The organism is Modestobacter sp. SYSU DS0511 (assembly GCF_054050755.1).
The window spans coordinates 26,327-45,218 of sequence record NZ_JBJGZY010000033.1; the positions used below are offsets into that span (position 1 = coordinate 26,327).

17 protein-coding genes are annotated in these 18,892 nt (G+C 73.6%); 15 read left to right on the plus strand and 2 right to left on the minus strand.

Annotation, left to right across the window (positions count from 1 at the left end):
* Window positions 1–124: 124 nt before the first annotated feature.
* From ald to ACI783_RS15480, 8 genes are all read left to right on the plus strand, one after another.
* Complete coding sequence (ald, locus tag ACI783_RS15445; protein ID WP_457141261.1) at window positions 125–1,240, plus strand: alanine dehydrogenase; 1,116 nt, start codon at window positions 125–127, stop codon at window positions 1,238–1,240.
* A 38-nt stretch (window positions 1,241–1,278) separates the two neighbouring features.
* Entirely contained in the window at window positions 1,279–2,196 is a 918-nt protein-coding gene (xerD, locus tag ACI783_RS15450; RefSeq protein ID WP_457141262.1) for a site-specific tyrosine recombinase XerD, read from the plus strand.
* 217 nt (window positions 2,197–2,413) lie between these two features.
* A complete protein-coding gene (locus ACI783_RS15455) occupies window positions 2,414–3,334 on the plus strand; it encodes a ParA family protein (RefSeq protein ID WP_457084128.1) in 921 nt (306 codons plus the stop codon).
* On the plus strand, window positions 3,331–3,861 hold the full coding sequence (locus ACI783_RS15460) for a hypothetical protein (protein WP_457141263.1): 531 nt from the start codon (window positions 3,331–3,333) through the stop codon (window positions 3,859–3,861). Before ACI783_RS15455 ends, ACI783_RS15460 begins: the two co-directional genes overlap by 4 nt.
* Before the next feature lie 36 nt (window positions 3,862–3,897).
* The gene (locus tag ACI783_RS15465; RefSeq protein ID WP_457141264.1) at window positions 3,898–4,242 is read left to right on the plus strand and encodes a hypothetical protein; all 345 of its coding nucleotides are present in this window, start codon (window positions 3,898–3,900) and stop codon (window positions 4,240–4,242) included.
* A gap of 31 nt (window positions 4,243–4,273) precedes the next feature.
* Window positions 4,274–5,104, plus strand: coding sequence for a segregation and condensation protein A (locus ACI783_RS15470; RefSeq protein WP_457141265.1), 831 nt, complete (start codon window positions 4,274–4,276; stop codon window positions 5,102–5,104).
* Window positions 5,101–6,021 carry an SMC-Scp complex subunit ScpB gene (scpB, locus tag ACI783_RS15475; RefSeq protein WP_457141266.1) on the plus strand — a complete coding sequence of 307 codons (921 nt, stop codon included), beginning with the start codon at window positions 5,101–5,103 and terminating at the stop codon, window positions 6,019–6,021. Before ACI783_RS15470 ends, scpB begins: the two co-directional genes overlap by 4 nt.
* Window positions 6,022–6,083: 62 nt before the next feature.
* Window positions 6,084–6,926: a pseudouridine synthase gene (locus ACI783_RS15480; protein ID WP_457141267.1), complete on the plus strand. Its 843-nt coding sequence runs from the start codon at window positions 6,084–6,086 to the stop codon at window positions 6,924–6,926.
* 140 nt (window positions 6,927–7,066) lie between these two features.
* On the opposite strand, the gene ACI783_RS15485 is transcribed toward ACI783_RS15480, so the two are convergent.
* Together ACI783_RS15485 and ACI783_RS15490 are read right to left on the minus strand one after the other, a co-directional pair.
* Window positions 7,067–9,427 carry a beta-xylosidase/alpha-l-arabinosidase gene (locus ACI783_RS15485; protein ID WP_457141268.1) on the minus strand — a complete coding sequence of 787 codons (2,361 nt, stop codon included), beginning with the start codon at window positions 9,425–9,427 and terminating at the stop codon, window positions 7,067–7,069.
* A 72-nt stretch (window positions 9,428–9,499) separates the two neighbouring features.
* Window positions 9,500–10,498, minus strand: coding sequence for a LacI family DNA-binding transcriptional regulator (locus tag ACI783_RS15490; RefSeq protein WP_457141269.1), 999 nt, complete (start codon window positions 10,496–10,498; stop codon window positions 9,500–9,502).
* A 380-nt stretch (window positions 10,499–10,878) separates the two neighbouring features.
* Here ACI783_RS15490 and ACI783_RS15495 point away from each other — a divergent pair, with 380 nt between their 5' ends.
* The 7 genes from ACI783_RS15495 to ACI783_RS15525 all read left to right on the plus strand — a co-directional run bounded on the left by ACI783_RS15495 (window position 10,879) and on the right by ACI783_RS15525 (window position 18,792).
* Window positions 10,879–12,129 (plus strand): ABC transporter substrate-binding protein, encoded by a 1,251-nt coding sequence (locus tag ACI783_RS15495; protein WP_457141270.1) that lies wholly within the window; start codon window positions 10,879–10,881, stop codon window positions 12,127–12,129.
* A gap of 45 nt (window positions 12,130–12,174) precedes the next feature.
* Window positions 12,175–13,050, plus strand: a complete 876-nt coding sequence (locus ACI783_RS15500) for a carbohydrate ABC transporter permease (protein ID WP_457141271.1) — start codon at window positions 12,175–12,177, stop codon at window positions 13,048–13,050.
* A complete protein-coding gene (locus tag ACI783_RS15505; RefSeq protein ID WP_457141272.1) occupies window positions 13,047–13,958 on the plus strand; it encodes a carbohydrate ABC transporter permease in 912 nt (303 codons plus the stop codon). The genes ACI783_RS15500 and ACI783_RS15505 overlap by 4 nt, the downstream gene beginning before the upstream one ends.
* 45 nt (window positions 13,959–14,003) lie before the next feature.
* On the plus strand, window positions 14,004–15,194 hold the full coding sequence (gene xylA / locus ACI783_RS15510; protein WP_457084108.1) for a xylose isomerase: 1,191 nt from the start codon (window positions 14,004–14,006) through the stop codon (window positions 15,192–15,194).
* 37 nt (window positions 15,195–15,231) lie between these two features.
* Window positions 15,232–16,695, plus strand: coding sequence for a xylulokinase (gene xylB, locus ACI783_RS15515; protein ID WP_457141273.1), 1,464 nt, complete (start codon window positions 15,232–15,234; stop codon window positions 16,693–16,695).
* A gap of 106 nt (window positions 16,696–16,801) precedes the next feature.
* Window positions 16,802–17,878 carry an ABC transporter ATP-binding protein gene (locus tag ACI783_RS15520; RefSeq protein ID WP_457084104.1) on the plus strand — a complete coding sequence of 359 codons (1,077 nt, stop codon included), beginning with the start codon at window positions 16,802–16,804 and terminating at the stop codon, window positions 17,876–17,878.
* Complete coding sequence (locus tag ACI783_RS15525; RefSeq protein WP_457141274.1) at window positions 17,875–18,792, plus strand: aldose 1-epimerase family protein; 918 nt, start codon at window positions 17,875–17,877, stop codon at window positions 18,790–18,792. The genes ACI783_RS15520 and ACI783_RS15525 overlap by 4 nt, the downstream gene beginning before the upstream one ends.
* Window positions 18,793–18,892 lie beyond the last annotated feature (100 nt).

An 18,892-nucleotide genomic window follows, 5' to 3' on the forward strand; every position in this document is an offset into this window, starting at 1 on the left:
GTCGACACACCCGGCGCACCGGCCCTGCCTAGACTCCGCCGGGAGGCGCGCCCCGATCGGGCGCCCACGATGCGGTGGCGCCACCGGCACCCCGGGACGCCCGCCGAGACGGGGAGTGGGGACCATGCGGGTCGGAGTCGCCCGAGAGGTCAAGAACCGTGAGTACCGGGTCGCGCTGACGCCGTCGGGCGTCACCGAGCTGGTCGCCGCCGGGCACGAGGTGCTCGTCGAGCACGACGCCGGGGCGGGCTCGTCGATCCCGGACGCCGACTTCACCGCCGCCGGCGCCCGGATCGTGCCCACCGCCGACGACGTCTGGGCCGACGCCGACCTGCTGCTGAAGGTGAAGGAGCCGGTCGCGGAGGAGTACGGCCGGCTGCGCGCCGAGCAGACGCTGTTCACCTACCTGCACCTGGCCGCCTCCCGCGCCTGCACCGACGCGCTGCTGGCTGCGGGCACCACCGCCATCGCCTACGAGACGGTGCAGACCGACGGCGGGGCCCTGCCGCTGCTGGCCCCGATGTCGGAGGTCGCCGGCCGGATGGCGCCACAGGTCGGGGCGCACACCCTGGAGCGCGCGCAGGGCGGGCGCGGGGTGCTGCTGGGCGGCGCGTCCGGGGTGCACGCGGCGAAGGTCGTCGTCCTGGGCGCCGGGGTCTCCGGGATGAACGCGGCCACGATCGCACTCGGCATGCAGGCCCAGGTCACCGTGCTCGACCGCGACCTGGAGAAGCTGCGCGCCGCCGACCGGCTCTACCGCGGGCACCTGCAGACGGTCGCCTCCAACGCCCTGGAGGTCGAGCGGGCGGTGCTGGAGGCCGACCTCGTGATCGGTGCCGTCCTGGTGCCCGGCGCCAAGGCACCCACGCTGGTCAGCGACGAGCTGGTCGGCCGGATGAAGCCGGGGTCGGTGCTGGTGGACATCGCCGTCGACCAGGGCGGGTGCTTCGAGTCGACCCGGCCGACCACGCACGACGACCCGACGTTCGGCGTGGCCGACTCGGTCTTCTACTGCGTGGCCAACATGCCCGGCGCGGTGCCGCACACCTCCACCTACGCCCTGACCAACGTCACGCTGCCCCACGTGCTCGCCCTCGCCTCCCGGGGCACCGACGGTGCGGTGACGGCGGACCCGGCGCTGGCCCGCGGGGTCAACGTCGCCGCCGGCCGGTTGGTGCACGAGGGGGTGGCCGCGGCACACGGCCTGCCGTGGGAGCCGCTGGCCGAGGTGCTGTCCTGACTGCCGCGCGGACCGGGGCCGGCCCCGACGTGCAGCGGGTGGTCACCGGGTACCTGGACCACCTGACGGTCGAGCGTGGCCTGGCCGCCAACACCATCGCCTCCTACCGCCGGGACCTGCGCCGGTACGCCGAGTTCCTGGCGGCCACCGGTGTGCGCGGCCTCGGGGAGGTGGGCGAGTCCGACGTCGCGGCGTTCCTGGTGGCGCTGCGCACCGGCGACGAGGACCACCCGCCGCTGTCGGCGACGTCGGCCGCGCGCGCGGTGGTCGCCGTCCGCGGGCTGCACCGCTTCGCGCTGCTCGACGGGCTGGTGCCCGACGACGTCGCGGCGGAGGTGCGTCCGCCGGCGCCCGCCCGCCGGCTGCCCAAGGCGATCCCGGTCGAGGAGATCGAGGCGCTGCTGACCGCCGCCGGGTCCGTGGAGGGCCCCCGCGGGCTGCGCGACCGGGCGCTGCTGGAGCTGCTGTACGGCACCGGCGCCCGGATCTCCGAGGCGGTCGGGCTGGCCGTCGACGACCTCGACCTCGGCTCGGCGGCGGTGCGGCTGGCCGGCAAGGGCGGCAAGGAACGGGTGGTGCCGGTCGGCAGCTACGCCGTCCGCGCCGTCGAGGACTACCTGGTGCGGGCCCGCCCGGCGCTCGCCGAGAAGGGCCGGCCCGGAGGGCAGCGTGGTGGAGCGCTGTTCCTCAACGCCCGCGGCGGGGCGCTGTCCCGGCAGAGCGCCTGGTCGATCCTGCGCGACGCCGCCGAGCGGGCGGGGATCTCCGCCGAGCTCTCCCCGCACACGCTGCGGCACTCCTTCGCCACCCACCTGCTCGACGGCGGCGCCGACGTCCGGGTCGTGCAGGAGCTGCTCGGGCACGCCTCGGTGACCACCACGCAGGTGTACACGCTGGTCACCGTCGACCGGCTGCGCGAGGTCTACGCCACCAGCCACCCCCGCGCGCTGCGCTGACCAGCCCGCGCAGCCCGTCGGCAGATTTGTCGACAACTCGACCGCCAGCCGGTCACGTCCCCCTTCCGGGCTGCCGAGATCACCGGTGGGAGATCGGTGCGGAGGCTTCCCCCCGCCGTGCCGCGACGTCTCCCGGCGCGGCCACCGTCCGGTGGCCGCGGGTCCGGGGCCGGCGCACGCCGCCGGTCGGCACCAGCGAGGGAAGAGGGCGCACACCATGTCGACACGAGCCGAGGCGGCGGGGCGCGCGGTCGCGCTCCCGTACGGCGGGGCCCCGGCCGGCGATGCCGAGATGGGGGCGCCGGCCAGCCGGATCGACCCGGCGAAGGCGCGGCAGCGCAAGCTGCCCGACCCCAAGCCGCTCACGCAGCACGGGCCCGCGCGGATCATCGCGATGTGCAACCAGAAGGGCGGCGTCGGCAAGACGACGTCGACCATCAACCTCGGTGCCGCCCTCACCGAGGCCGGGCGCAAGGTGCTGCTGGTCGACCTGGACCCGCAGGGTGCGCTGTCGGTCGGCCTGGGCATCCCCGCGCAGCAGCTGGACCGCACGATCTACAACGCCCTGATGGAGCCGGCCACGACGCTGGCCGACGTGCGCGTGGCCACCGGCGTGCCCGGCCTGGACCTGGTGCCCAGCAACATCGACCTGTCCGCCGCCGAGGTGCAGCTGGTCAGCGAGGTCGCCCGCGAGCAGACCCTGATGCGGGTGCTCGCCCCGATTCGCGCCGAGTACGACTACGTGCTCATCGACTGCCAGCCCTCGCTGGGCCTGCTGACGGTCAACGCGCTGACCGCCGCGCACGGCGTGATCATCCCGCTGGAGTGCGAGTTCTTCTCCCTGCGCGGCGTCGCCCTGCTGGTCGACACCATCGACAAGGTCAAGGAGCGCCTCAACCCGGCGCTGGAGGTCTCCGGGATCCTCGCCACCATGTACGACACCCGGACCGTGCACTGCCGCGAGGTGTTCAGCCGCGTGGTCGAGGCCTTCGGTGACACCGTGTTCCAGACCGTCATCGGCCGCACCGTGCGGTTCCCGGAGACGACCGTCGCCGGGCAGCCGATCACCACCTGGGCGCCCACCTCCTCCGGTGCCGCGGCCTACCGCGACCTGGCCAAGGAGGTCATCGCACTGTGACGCGCCGTCCTGTCCTCCCGGGGGCGAGCGAGCTGTTCCGGCGCACCGACGCACCGGCCGCGCCGTCGGCGCCGGTCACCGAGCTGCCGACCCTCGCCGCCGCGCAGTCGTCCCCGGCCCTGCGCGGCGCCAAGGCCGAGCCCGCCCGGCCGGCCGCCGAGCCGCAGACCGCTCCGCCGCCGCCCGGTGCGGCCCCGCTGACCCTGGTGCCCGACGTGGCCGGGGGTGCGCCGCGGATCGTCGTCGACGAGCTCGCCGGCCACCGCGCCGCGCTGCCCGCGCCGGCCCCGAAGGCCGCTGTCCGGCAGCGCGCCGACCGCGGGCGCACCCGGCACGAGGAGAAGATCACCGTCTACTGCTCCGCCGAGGAGCTGCTGGCGCTGGAGTCGGCCCGGCTCAGGCTGCGCGGCCAGCACGGCGTGGTGGCCGACCGGGGCCGGATCGTCCGTGAGGCGATCGCCGTCCTGCTCTCGGACTACGAGCTGCACGGCGAGGACTCCGTCCTCGTCCGCCGCCTCCGGAAGTGAGCTGACCACCGCGGGAACCGGACCTACCCTGGCCCGGTGCCCGCGGCCCCGTTCACCGAGGAGCTCGTCCGCCGACTGCGGATGGGGGAGAGCGAGCTGGAGGTGCGGTTCGGTGGCCACCGCTCGGTGGAGATCCGGCTGTACCCGGGGGACCTCGACCACCCCTTGACGCTCTGGACGAAGGAATCCGATCTGGAGGCGGCCGTGCTCGCCCTCGGCGCGGGCTGCCGGGACGACCTCTGGCCCGACGACAGCGTGGCGTCCGCCGGCCTCAACCTGCTGCTCGTGCACCTGGACGAGGTCATCGCCACCCGCGACACCAGCGAACCGCTGCGGATCAGCTCCGTGGGGCTGGAGTGGCCACGGTGGTCACGTGACTGACCAGCGCCTCCGGGCGATCTAGGCTCGGAGCGTGACGACGACGGTTGCGGAGGTGGTCCCCGACGGGCGGTTCACCGTCCGGCTGACCAACTTCGAGGGGCCGTTCGACCTGCTGTTGCAGTTGATCGGCAAGCACAAGCTCGACGTCACCGAGATCGCGCTGTCCAAGGTCACCGACGAGTTCATCGCCCACCTGCGCGCCCTCGGCGACGAGCTGGACCTGGACCAGGCCAGCGAGTTCCTCGTCGTGGCCGCCACCCTGCTGGACCTCAAGGCCGCCCGGCTGCTGCCGGCGGCCGACGTCGAGGACGAGGACGACCTGGAGCTGCTGGAGGCGCGCGACCTGCTGTTCGCCCGGCTGCTGCAGTACCGGGCGTACAAGCAGGCCGCCGAGTTCCTGCGCGAGCGGGAAGCGCAGGCGGCCCGCCGGTTCGCCCGGGACGCCGCCCTGGAGCCCCGCTTCGCCGACCTGCTGCCCGAGGTGCTGCTGGGGGTGGGCCCGGAGCAGTTCGCCGCGCTCGCCGCGCAGGCGCTGACCCCCAAGCCCCCGCCCACGGTCAGCGTCTCCCACCTGCACGCGCCGGCGGTGAGCCTGACCGAGCAGCTGGTCCTGGTGCGCGCCCGGCTGGCCGAGGCAGGGACGGCGACCTTCCGGGGCCTGAGCCGGGACTGCGCGCACACCCTGGAGGTGGTGGCCCGCTTCCTCGCCCTGCTGGAGCTGTACCGCCAGCAGCTGGTCGCCTTCGACCAGGTGGTCCCGCTGGGGGAGCTGCACGTGCGGTGGACCGGACCGCAGCTGGTCGACGGCCGGCTGCCGGGGCTCGACGACGACGCCGACGAGCGGGTGGAGGAGTACGCGTGACCGGGCCCGAGCCGCCCGAGGACCAGCAGACCGGCGACCAGCCGGCCGAGGAGCGCCCCGCCTTCTCCTGGGACGCGCTTGCCGCCGAGTTCGCCGCCGCCGGGCAGCACGACGACGACCCGCCGGTCGCGGCCTGGGACGCCATCGCCGCCGAGCTCGCCGCCGGCCTCGGCGCCCCCGAGGACGCCGACGGCCCGCCGGAGGGCTCCCTCCCGGACAGCGCCCCGGACGCCGACGGACCCACCGAGCCTCCTCTCGGGCGAGCTCCGGCCGCCCCGCCGGTGGAGCTGGTCGTCGTCCCCGAGCCGGAGGCGCCGGTGGAGGAACCGGCGGCTGCGGCCGCGGCGGAACCAGACGGCCCGCCGCTGGACGCCGTCGCGCTGCGCGGCGGGCTGGAGGCGCTGCTGTTCGTCGCGGACGCGCCGCTCGACGAGGGGGCCATGGCCGCCGCGCTGCGCTGCTCGGTGCTGCGGCTGCGCCAGGAGCTGGCCGATCTGGCCGCCGAGTACGACGCCCGGCGCGCCGGGACGGTGCTGCGGCGGGTGGGGGAGGGGTGGCGGCTCTACACCCGGGAGGAGCACGCCCCCGTCGTCGAGCGGCACCTGCTCGGCGGCCAGCGCAGCCGGCTGACCCAGGCGGCGCTGGAGACGCTCGCGGTGATCGCCTACCGCCAGCCGGTCACCCGGGCGCGCGTCTCGGCGATCCGCGGGGTGGGCGTCGACGCCGTCGTCCGGACCCTGGTGACCCGGGGGCTGATCCGGGAGGCCGGCTCCGACCCCGACACCGGGGGAGGGCTGTACGTGACCACGCCGCTGTTCCTGGAGCGGCTCGGCCTCACCGGCCTCGACGAGCTGCCGCCGCTGGCGCCGCTGGTGCCGGACACCCGCGCCCTGCTCGACGAGCACCCCGAGCGCTAGCCGGTCCCGGTCGCGCTGGTGAGCCGTTGGGGCAGCCGGCCCGGAGTGGGAGACTGGCGGGGATGAACACGCACGCAGACGACGAGTCCCAGACCGCGGGCGGCGAGGGCTGGTCGGAGGAGATGGAGCTCGCGCCGGCCCACCCGGGCGACCGGGAGACCGCCGAGCCCGACGACGACCGCCCCGGTGAGCGGCTGCAGAAGGTGCTCGCCCGCGCCGGCATCGGCTCCCGCCGGGTGTGCGAGGAGATGATCGACGCCGGCCGGATCAGCGTGAACGGCGCGGTCGTGATGGCGCAGGGCATGCGGATCGACCCCGACACCGCCGTGATCGCGGTCGACGGGCGGCGGATCGACATCCGCAACGACAAGGTCACCTACGCGATGAACAAGCCCGCCGGGATCATCACCTCGATGAGCGACGACCGCGGCCGCCCGACCGTGGGCGACATGATGGGCGACCTGGCCGCGGGCCTGGTGCACGTCGGCCGGCTGGACCAGGACACCGAGGGCCTGCTGCTGCTCACCACCGACGGCGAGCTGGCCCACCGGCTCGCCCACCCCTCCTACGAGGTGAAGAAGACCTACCTGGCGCAGGTCAGCGGCTCGGTGCCGCGCGACATGGCCCGCCGGCTGCGCAAGGGCATCGAGCTGGAGGACGGCCCGGTGAAGGTCGACTCCTTCTCCGTCGTCGACACCCACGCCGGGCAGTCCGTGGTCGAGGTGGTGCTCCACGAAGGACGCAAGCACATCGTGCGGCGGCTGCTGGCCGAGGTGGGCCTGCCGGTGAACCGGCTCACCCGCACCGCTGTCGGCCCGGTCGACCTGGCCCGGATGCGGGTCGGCACGATCCGGAAGCTGACCCGCCAGGAGGTCGGCGCCCTGCACGAGCTCGTCGGCATGTAGTCGAAGGACCCTCCTGCCCCCACCGCTCGCACGCACGCGGCCGGCGCCCTGCTCGGGCGCCGGCCGCGGCGGCTCGGGATCGGCCCCCGTGCAGGGTCCCGCCGCGAGCTCGCGGGTGGCGGGGGCACGGAGGCCCTACTTCACAGGGGGCGGACCTCCACCGGGGTGCTCAGCACCCGGTCGGTGCCGACGACGCGGGGCGCGCCGGTCAGCTGCACGGGGAGCTGGAACCGCAGGTCCTCGCTGGAGGCGCCCAGCTGGAACACCAGGTCCCCGGGCTCGACGATCCGCTGCATGTCCCGGCCGGTGAACGACGTCCGGTCCGCGTGCACGGTGAACGTCACCTGCGCGGCGGCGCCGGCGGCGAGCTCGACGCGGGCGAAGCCGACGAGCTGGCGCACCGGGCGCACCACGCTGGCCACCGGGTCGTGCAGGTAGAGCTGCACGATCTCCGCGCCGTCCCGGTCACCGGTGTTGCGCACCGTCACCGACACGGTCACCTCGCCGTCGCTGGGCAGCTCGGCCGCCCCGACCGCGGCGTCCTCCCACGCGAAGGACGTGTAGGACAGGCCGTGCCCGAACGGGAAGACCGGAGTGGGGTCCGCGGCGCTGATCCCGCTCTTGGCCCCCAGCGCCGCGTGCAGGTAGGTGTTCGGCGCCCCACCCGGCGTGCTGGACACCTGGACCGGCAGCTTGCCCGAGGGGTTGACCCGGCCGCTGAGCACACCGGCGACCGCGCCGGCGCCCTCCTCGCCGGGGAAGAACGCCTGCACGATGGCGGCGGCGCGGTCGACCACGGCACCGAGGGCGTAGGGCCGGCCGGTGAGCAGCACCACGACGACGGGCTTGCCGGTCTCCAGCAGGGCGTCCAGCAGCTCGCCCTGGGCGCCGGGCAGCCGCAGGTCGTCCGCGTCGCAGCCCTCGCCGGAGGTGCCGCGGCCGAACAGGCCCGCCACGTCGCCCAGCACGGCCAGCACCACGTCGGCGCTCTCGGCCACCCGGACCGCGTCGGCGATGCCGCTGCGGTCGACCTCCTGCACCGGGCAACCCTGCGCCGTGGTGACCTCGGCGCCGGCGAACTCGGTGCGGACGGCGTCCAGCAGGGTCGGCAGCTCGATGCCCAGCTCCATGTCCGGGTGCTGCACCCCGACGTGGTTGGGGAAGGCGTAGCAGCCCATCAGCGACAGCACCTCGTCCGCGGCGGGGCCGACGACGGCCACCTTGCCCGGGGCGCTGAGCGGCAGGGTGCCGGCCCGGTTGTCCAGCAGCACCACCGAGCGCTCCGCCATGGTGCGGGCCAGCGCCCGCATGTGCGGCGGGTCGAAGTCGATGGTCGTGCCCCGGCGCAGCACCTCCGGCTCGGGGTCCCAGCCGGCGTCGAGCAGGCCGAGCTCGCCCTTCTGCCGGAGCACCCGCTCCAGCGCCGTGTCCACGACCGACATCGGCACCTCACCGGAGCGGATCCGCTCCAGCAGCGGCTCCCCGTAGCAGCGCACGGTGGGCAGCTCGACGTCGATGCCGGCGGTCAGCGCCAGCGCCGCGGCCTCGCCGGGGCCGCCGGCCACGCCCTGGGTGGTCTCCAGGAACGAGACGGCGAAGTAGTCGGCGACCACCACGCCGTCGAAGCCCAGCGTGCCGCGCAGCAGGTCGGTCATCAGCGCGGGGTCGGCCGCCGGCGGCAGGCCGTCGACGGCGGCGTAGGAGTTCATCACCGAGCGGGCGCCGCCCTCGCGCAGGGCGGTCTCGAACGGCGGCAGCACGACGTCGCGGAACTCGCGCTGCCCCATCCGCACCGGGGCGTGGTTGCGGCCGGCACCGGAACCGGAGTAGCCGGCGAAGTGCTTGAGGGTGGACACGATCCCGGCCTCCTCCAGGCCCCGCACGTAGGCGGTGCCCAGCGCCGCGACCAGGTACGGGTCCTCGCCGATGGTCTCCTCGGTGCGCCCCCACCGGTGGTCGAAGCTGACGTCGAGCACGGGGGAGAGCCCCTGGTGGACGCCGACGGACCGCATCAGGTCACCGATGCCGCGGGCCATGGTGTGCACCGACTCGGCGTCGAAGGACGCGCCCCACGCCAGGGGGATCGGGAACACGGTCGCCTGCCAGGCGGTGAAGCCGGTGAGGCACTCCTCGTGCGCGATCGCCGGGATGCCCAGCCGGGACCCCTCGACGATGCCCCGCTGGGTCTGCGCCAGGACCCGGGCGCCGGTCTCGGGCTCGACCGGCCCGGTGCCGAACATGCGGGTCAGCTGACCGAGGCCGGGCTTGGTCAGCTCCTCCCACGGCGGGAGCGGCTCGGCGAACTCGTGCTGGTTGGGGGCGACCTCCTCGCCCTCGGAGATCGCCGTCCAGACGCCGTACAGCTGGGCGACCTTCTCCTCCAGCGTCATGGCGGCCATGAGCTCGCGCACCCGCTCGTCCAGCGGGCGGGCGGGGTTCCGCCACCCGGCGGTGGCCTCCGCGGCGTCCGCGGCGGTGTGCTGGTCGTTCGGGTTCGTCACGGTGGTGCTCCTGGTCGTCAGGGTTCAGCAGGGTGGTCCGGGTTCAGCGGCGGCGAGCTCAGGTCGCCCTGGTCAGGTACGGGGAGGTGCGGTGGAGGCGCGGGTGACCAGGTGGGTGGCGAGCTCGACCCGCTGCGTGGCCAGCTCACCGCCGGTGATCAGGTCGGTCAGCACCCGACCCGCCATCCGGCCCATGTCGGCCAGCGGCTGGCGGACGGTGGTCAGCGGCGGTGAGGACCAGCGCGCCATCGGCAGGTCGTCGAAGCCGACCACGCTCAGGTCGCGGGGTACGGAGAGTCGGGCCTGCCGGGCGGCCTCCATCACGCCGAAGGCCTGCTCGTCACTGCCGGCGAAGACCGCCGTCGGCGGGTCGGGCAGCTCCAGCAGCCGGCGGGCCTGCTCGTAGCCGCCCTCGTGGTGGAAGGTGCCGTGGCGCAGCAGCTGCGGGTCCATGGCGATGCCGGCCCGGTCCAGGGCGGCCCGGTAGCCGTCCAGCCGGGCACGGCTGCACAGGTAGGGCTCCGGCCCGCCGATGGCGGCGATCCGCCGGTGCCCCAGCTCGATGAGGTGCTCGGTCGCGGCCAGCCCACCGGCCCAGTTGGTCGCGCCCACGCTCGGCACGTCCTGCCCCGGCGTGTCGACCGGGTCGATGACGACGACGGGCAGCCGGGACCGGCCGAGCCGGCGCTGGTCGGCCGGGGTCAGCCGGGAGGTGACGACGATGGCCCCGCGGCGACCGCCGGCGATGAGCTGCTGGGCCCAGTCGTTGCCGGGGGACTGGCTCAGCGCGTTGACCACGACCTGCAGGCCGCTCTCGGTGATGCCGCGCAGGATCTCGATCGCCCAGGGGCTGTCCAGGGCGGTGAAGACGACGTCGACCAGCAGGCCTTCGGGGGCCTTGCGGTTCAGCGGGACGTAGTTGTGCTGCTCGAGCACCTTCTGCACGTGCGCTCGGGTGGCGGGGGCGACGTCCTGCTTGCCGTTGACCACCTTGGAGACGGTCGGCAGCGAGACGCCGGCCGCTGCGGCGATGCTCGCCAGCGTGGGTCGGCCCACCGGTGGGGCAGCCACTGTCGGTCCTCCCGGGTTCGGCATGCGGGCGCCGGCTGCATGCGGAGCCGCGCACGGGCAGGGAGCACCGGGCGGGCCGGCGTCGCTGTCGGCGTGGAGACGGATGCTAGCCACTGCTCGGCAATTATCGAAACTCCCCGGCCGCAGCGGGTCGTCCGAGGGGGTGCAGACTGACCCGGATCGAGGCGAATGTCACGGCTTGGACACCGTTCCGTCGTGCCGCGGCCCCGTCGTTGACACGCATCGTGGCGTGTCTTACGTTCTCGCAACTGCCCGAAACTTTCGGTTTTCAACGACGAAACAGGAAGGTGCGTGGGATGACATCCCGGCGTCTGACCCGTGTGGCCGTCTCGGCCACGTCCCTCGTTCTCATCGGCTCCATGGCCGCCTGCGGGTCCTCCGGCCCCGGCGGCGGTGGTGAAGGCGGTGGAGGCGGCGGCACCACCCAGATCTGGGCGCTGCAGGATGCTGCGCTCCAGCCCATCCTCGAGGGCTCCATCGAGCGCTTCAACGAGCAGTCCGAGACCGGCGAGGCCGACCTCACGACGTTCGGCAACGACCCGTACAAGCAGCGGCTCCGCATCGCGATCGGCAGCCCGACCGCGCCGGACCTCTTCTTCAACTGGGGCGGCGGCAACCTCAAGGAGTACGTCGACGCCGGTGAGGTCGAGGACCTGACGGGGCTGCTCGACGAGAACCCCGACCTGCGCGAGGCCTTCCTGCCCAGCGTCCTCGCCGGCGCGGAGCTGGACGGCGCGAACTACGGCCTGCCGATGCGCGGCATGCAGCCGGTGTTCCTCTACTACAACCAGGCGGTCCTCGACGAGGCCGGCGCCACCGTCCCGACCACCTGGGACGAGATGCTGACCGCGGTCGACCAGCTGAAGGCCGCGGGCAAGACCCCGGTCGCCCTGGCCGGCAACCAGCCGTGGACCGAGCTGATGTGGGCCGAGTACCTGCTCGACCGCGTCGGTGGGCCGGAGGTCTTCCAGAACATCCGCGACGACCAGGCCGGCGGCTGGGAGCAGCCCGAGGTCCTCGAGGCGATGACCCTGCTGCAGGAGTTCATCGAGCGCGGTGCCTTCGGCACCGACTTCGCCTCCGTCGGCTACGACGTCGGCGGCGCCTCGACGATCCTCGCCCAGGGCGACGCGGGCTTCCACCTGATGGGCTCGTGGGAGTACACCAACCAGCTGGACCAGAGCCCGGACTTCGTCGCCGCCGGCGACCTCGGCTGGACGGAGTTCCCGGCGATCGAGGGTGGCGCGGGTGACCCGTCGAACCTGGTCGGCAACGTGTCGAACTTCTACTCGCTGACCGCCAACTCCGACAACAAGGAGACGGCCCGCGAGTACCTGCGGACCCAGCTGACCAGCGACGAGTACATCACCGACCTCATCGAGGCCGGGGACGTGCCGCCGGTGCAGGGCATCCGCGACCAGCTCGAGGCCACCGAGAACGGCGAGCACGCGACGTTCGTGTACGACTCCACCGTCGAGGCGGACAACTTCCAGCTCTCCTGGGACCAGGACCTCACCTCTGACGAGGCGAACGAGATGCTGGAGCAGCTGTCGCGGTTCTTCCTCGGCGAGATCGACGCGCAGGGCTTCGTCGACGCGCTGGCCGGCTGAGAGAACGAACGAGAACGGTAGATCATGAGTTCACGAGGGTCATCCGTGCAGACGGGTCTGCAACGACCGTCTGCCTGGTACGCCACACCGGCACTGCTCTTCTTCGGGCTGTTCGCACTGGTGCCCATGGTGCTGGTCGTGTACCTCAGTTTCACCGACTGGAGGGGCTTCGGCTTTCCGGGCCTGTCCGGGACGGAGAACTGGACGCGGCTGGCGCAGGACGGCGAGGCGCTCGCCTCGCTGCGGCTGACCCTCGCGTTCATGGTCCTGTCCTGGCTCGTCCAGACCCCGATCGCGCTGGTGATCGGGGTCTGGGCGGCCGGGAAGCAGCGGAACCGGGCGGTGCTGAGCACGCTGTTCTTCCTGCCGCTGCTGCTGTCCACCGCCGCCATCGCCCTGCTGTGGCGGTCGGTGCTCGACACCAACTTCGGCGTCACCCAGGCTTTGCCGTTCCTGGACCGGTTCAACTTCCTCGGTGACACCTCGATCGTCGTCTACACCGTGGTGTTCGTGGTGAGCTGGCAGTACATCCCGTTCCACACGCTGCTGTACCAAGCCGCCACCCGCGGGATCCCGGCCAGCCTCTACGAGGCCGCCACGATCGACGGTGCCGGCCGGTTCAAGCAGTTCTTCTCGATCACGCTGCCGCTGCTGCGCTACACCGTCATCACCTCGTCCGTGCTGATGCTGGTGGGCTCGTTCACCACGTTCGACACGATCCTGATCCTGACCGGCGGCGGTCCCGGCACGGCGACCCGCGTGGCGCCGCTGTACATGTACATCACCGGGTTCAGCGCCTACGAGCTCGGTTACGCGAGCGCCATCGCCGTGCTCCTGCTCGTGCTGGGTGGTGTGCTGTCCCTGGTCGTGACCAGGGCGACCGGCTTCCGCAACATGCAGAGCGAGCAGGAAGGCGCGTGACCGTGGCCCAGACCGCCATCGACCCGGAGACCATCAGCGCGGGCTCGTCGGCCTCCCGGCCGCCCCGCCGCAGCGGCAGCGCGGGCGGCCGTCGGGAGAAGCCCAACTACCTCGCCGGCGTCCTGGCCACCCTGTGGCTGGCCATCGTCGCCGTCCCGCTGTACTACCTGGTGGCGGCGAGCTTCCGCACCCGGACGGACTACCTCTCGACGAACCCGCTGAACCCACCGGCGGACCCGACCGCGGAGAACTACTCGACGGTCCTCCAGGGCGGCTTCCCGACCTACCTGGTCAACACCGCCATCGTCACCCTCGCCACGGTCGCGATCGTGGTCGGGCTGTGCGTGCCGGCGGCCTACGCCATCGCCCGCAACACCGGACGCTTGGTGCAGCGCGGCTTCTCGCTCATGCTGATCGGCCTGGCCATCCCGGCCCAGGCGACGATCATCCCGGTGTACCTGCTCATCACCCAGATGCGGCTGTACGACACCCTGCTGGCCGTCATCCTGCCGACGGCGGCCTACGCCATGCCGGTGGCGCTGCTGGTGATGACCAACAGCCTGCGCGACATCCCGAAGGAGCTCTACGAGGCGCAGACCCTCGACGGCGCCGGGCCCTTCGCCGTGCTGCGCAGCCTGGTGCTCCCGCTGGCCAAGCCGGCGATCACCACCATCTCGGTGTTCACGGCGCTGAACGCCTGGAACGGCTTCCTCTTCCCCCTGGTGCTCACCCAGTCCAAGGACACCCGCGTGCTCACCCTGGGCCTGTGGGACTTCCAGGGCCAGTTCGGCACGAACGTGCCCGGCCTGCTGGCGGCTGTCACGCTGTCGGTCGTCCCGATCTTCCTGCTGTACCTGTTCGGTCGGCGCTACCTGCTGGGCGGTCTGACGGCCGGCTTCGGCAAGTGACCCGGTACACCTCCTGATCCACCTGCTCTCGAGAGGAACTCCCTGATGACCGACCTGAAGCCCACGCGCGAGGACAAGTTCACCTTCGGTCTCTGGACCGTGGGCTGGCCGGCGGCCGACCCGTTCGGCACCGCGACCCGTGAGCCGGTCGACGTCGTCGAGTCGGTGCACCGCCTGGCCGAGATGGGCGCCTACGGCGTCACCTTCCACGACGACGACGTGATCCCGTTCGGCAGCGACACCGCCGCCCGGGACGCGCACATCAAGCGCTTCCGGGCCGCGATCGACGAGACCGGCCTGGTCGTGCCGATGGTCACCACGAACCTGTTCACCCACCCGGTGTTCAAGGAGGGCGGCCTGACCGCCAACGACCGCGAGGTGCGTCGCTACGCGATGCGCAAGGTCATGCGGAACATGGACCTGGCTGCCGAGCTGGGTGCCCAGACCTACGTGCTGTGGGGTGGCCGCGAGGGCGCCGAGGTCGACGTGGCCAAGGACCTCATCGCGGCGCTGGACCGCTACGCCGAGGCGATCGACACCCTGGCCGCCTACTCCGAGGCCCGCGGCTACGGCCTGCGCTTCGCCCTGGAGCCCAAGCCGAACGAGCCCCGCGGCGACATCTTCCTGCCCACCATCGGGCACGCGCTGGGCTTCATCGCCAAGCTGGAGCACTCGCACCTGGTGGGGCTCAACCCGGAGACCGGGCACGAGCAGATGGCGAACCTGAACTTCACCCACGGGATCGCCGAGGCGCTGTGGGCGGGCAAGCTCTTCCACATCGACCTCAACGGCCAGCACGGGCCGAAGTTCGACCAGGACCTGGTGTTCGGCCACGGCGACCTGCTGCAGGCCTTCTCCACCGTCGACCTGCTGGAGAACGGCGGCGTCGACGGGGCCCCGGCCTACGACGGCCCGCGGCACTTCGACTACAAGCCGCTGCGCACCGAGGACATGGACGGCGTGTGGCGTTCGGCCGCGGCGAACATGCGCACCTACCTGATGCTCAAGGAGCGGGCTGCCGCCTTCCGGGCCGACCCCGAGGTGCAGGAGGCGCTGGCCGCCGCTCGGGTGCCCGAGCTGCGGCAGCCCACCCTCGGCGCGGGCGAGAGCTTCGAGGACCTGCTGGCCGACCGCTCGGCGTTCGAGGACTTCGACGCCGAGGCCGTCGCCAAGCGGGGTGCCGGGGTCGTCCGGGTCGACCAGCTGATGATCGAGCACCTGCTCGGCGCCCGCTGACCTGACGCCCGGATCCACAGAGCAGCAGAGGTAGGTCATGACGCTGGTGGCGGGGGTCGACTCGTCGACCCAGTCGTGCAAGGTCGTGGTGCGGGACGCCGAGAGCGGCGCCCTGGTCCGTGAGGGCCGGGCGTCGCACCCCGACGGCACCGAGGTCGACCCCGCCGCCTGGGAGGCGGCGCTGCGGCAGGCGATCGACTCGGCCGGTGGCCTGGGCGACGTCGCCGCGGTCGCCGTCGGGGGACAGCAGCACGGCATGGTCTGCCTCGACGAGGCGGGCCAGGTCGTCCGCCCCGCGCTGCTGTGGAACGACACCCGATCGGCCGGCGCCGCCACCGACCTCATCGCCGAGCTCGGCGACGGGGACGGCGACGCCGGCCGCCGGGCGTGGGCCGAGGCGGTCGGCCTGGTCCCGGTCGCCTCGTTCACCGTCACCAAGCTGCGCTGGCTGGCCGAGCACGAGCCGGCCAACGCCCAGCGGACGGCGGCGGTCGCCCTCCCGCACGACTGGCTGACCTGGCGGCTGGCCGGGGGGCGCGGGGGTGGTGGGTCGGGTGACCAGCACGGCCTCGACGCCCTCGTCACCGACCGGGGCGACGCCAGCGGCACCGGTTACTGGTCGCCGTTCACCGGGGAGTACCGGACCGACCTGCTGGCGCGGGCGTTCGGCTCCACCCCGGTGCTGCCCCGGGTGCTGGGGCCGGCCGAGCGGGCCGGTCAGGTGGCCGCGGGTGCGCTGGCCGCCGACGGGGGAGCGGTGCTCGGCCCGGGCAGCGGTGACAACGCCGCCGCGGCGCTGGGCATCAACGCCGAGCCCGGCGACGTCGTGCTGTCCATCGGCACGTCGGGGGTGGTCTCCACCGTCTCCACGACCCCCTCGGCGGACCCCTCGGGGACCGTCGCCGGCTTCGCCGACGCCACCGGCAACTTCCTGCCGCTGGTCGTGACGCTCAACGCCGCGCGGGTGCTCGACGCCACCGCCCGGCTGCTGGGGGTCGACCACGACGAGCTCTCCCGGTTGGCGCTCACCGCGCCGGCCGGGTCCGGCGGGCTGGTGATGGTGCCCTACCTCGAGGGGGAGCGGACGCCCGACCGCCCGCACGCCACCGGGGCGTTGCACGGTCTGACCCTCGCCACCAGCGACCCGGCGCACCTGGCGCGGGCCGCGGTCGAGGGGCTGCTGTGCGGGCTCGCCGACGGCCTGGAGGCGATCGCCGCACTGGGCAACCCGGTTCGCCGGGTGCTCCTGGTCGGCGGCGGCGCCCGGTCCGAGGCGGTCCGCCGCCTCGCCCCGGCGGTCCTCGGCGTCCCGGTGCTCGTGCCCCCGCCGGGGGAGTACGTCGCCGACGGCGCCGCCCGGCAGGCGGCCTGGACGCTCGCCGGCGGGGACACCCCGCCGGTGTGGCCCGCCACCAGCACCCAGACCTACGAGGCCGACCCGGTCCCGCACGTGCGGGAGCGCTACGCGGAGGTGCGGGAGCTGACCGCCACGCGGGTGTGACCGCTGCACGCGGGCCCCGTGCCGGAGTGCATGATCACCACAGCACGACCGTGACCCACCCCACTCGGATCGTCCGGCACGTTCCTGCCGGTAGGAGGAGCACACCATGGCGTCTGTCACCTACGACCACGCAACCCGCCTGTACGCGGGGGCCGAGCGCCCCGCGGTGGACGCGATCAACCTGGAGATCGAGGACGGGGAGTTCCTCGTGCTCGTCGGCCCGTCGGGCTGCGGGAAGTCCACCTCGCTGCGCATGCTCGCCGGGCTGGAGGAGGTCGACGGCGGGCGCATCCTGATCGGCGGGCGCGACGTCACCGACGTCCCCGCCAAGGACCGCGACATCGCGATGGTGTTCCAGAACTACGCGCTGTACCCGCACATGAGCGTCGCGGACAACATGGGCTTCGCGCTCAAGATGGCCGGCGTCGGCAAGGAGGAGCGCCGCAGCCGCGTGGAGGAGGCGGCCAAGCTGCTCGACCTCGAGCCGTACCTGGACCGCAAGCCCCGCGCCCTCTCCGGTGGCCAGCGCCAGCGCGTCGCCATGGGCCGTGCGATCGTCCGCAGCCCGCAGGTCTTCCTCATGGACGAGCCGCTGTCGAACCTGGACGCCAAGCTCCGGGTGCAGACCCGCACCCAGATCGCCTCGCTGCAGCGCCGCCTGGGCGTCACCACCGTCTACGTCACCCACGACCAGACCGAGGCCATGACCATGGGCGACCGGGTCGCGGTGCTCAAGGACGGCCTGCTCATGCAGGTCGGCAAGCCGCGCGAGCTCTACGACCAGCCGAAGAACGTCTTCGTCGCCGGCTTCATCGGCTCCCCGGCGATGAACCTGTTCGACCTCGACGTCGTCGACGGCGGGGTGTCCTTCGGCGACACCGTCTACCCGGTCCCGCGCGACGTGCTGGGCCAGTCGGCCGGCAGCGGCAAGGTCACCGTCGGCATCCGCCCCGAGGACGTCGAGTTCTCCGACCACGGCCTGCCCGTCGAGGTCGACGTCGTCGAGGTCCTCGGCGCCGACGCCTACGTCTACGGGCGCACCAAGCTCGGTGACGGGGAGCACGACATCATCGCCCGCGCCGACGGCCGCACGCCGCCGGAGAAGGGCGACCTGCTGCACGTCAGCCCGCGGCGTGGCCACGTGCACCTGTTCGACTCCACGAGCGGCGAGCGCATCGGATGACGGTGCTCCCCACCGGGCAGCAGTACCTGCTCTCCTGCGCCGGGGCGGAGGTAACCGTCGTCGAGGTGGGCGGCGGGCTGCGCACCTACCGCTCCGGCGGCCGGGACGTCGTCGACGGGTTCGCCGAGCACGAGCTGGCCGAGTACGGCCGCGGGCACGTGCTCGCCCCGTGGCCGAACCGGCTGCGCGACGGCCGCTACACCTGGGACGGGCAGGAGCAGCAGCTGCCGCTCACCGAGCCCGAGGTGGCCAACGCCATCCACGGGCTGGTCCGGTTCGTCAGCTGGTCGGTGGTCGAGCGCGCGAGCGACGCGATCACCCTCGAGCACCTGCTGCACCCGCAGCCGGGCTACCCGTTCGCCCTGCGGCTGCGGGTCGGCTACGAGCTGTCGCCCGAAGGGCTCACGGTCACCACCACCGCGACCAACGAGGGCGACACCGCGCTGCCCTACGGCGAGGGGCACCACCCCTACCTGGCGGCGGGGCCCGGGCTGCGGGTCGACGACTGCACGGTGGTCGCCCCCGGCGCCACCCGGCTGGAGACCGACGAGCGCGGCATCCCGACCGGCTCGGCTCCGGTCGAGGGCACCGAGTACGACCTGCGTGGGGGCCGGCTCATCGGTGACCTGCGGATCGACCACGCCTTCACCGACCTCGAGCGCGGCCCGGACGGGCTCGCCGAGGTGCGGCTGACCGGGCCGGACGGCCGGGGCGCGGTGGTCTGGATGGACGGCTCCTACGACCACGTGCAGGTGTTCACCGGCGACGTCGTCGTCGGACCGCGCCGCCGCGGCGGCCTGGCGGTGGAGCCGATGACCTGCCCGCCCAACGCGCTGCAGAGCGGCGAGGGGGTCCGCCGGCTGGAGCCGGGGGAGACCACCACCGGCCGCTGGGGCATCCGCCCGATCGGCTGAGCACCGGGGGGGGGGGGGGGGGGGGGGGGGGGGGGGGGGGGGGGGGGGGGGGGGGGGGGGGGGGGGGGGGGGGGGGGGGGGGGGGGGGGGGGGGGGGGGG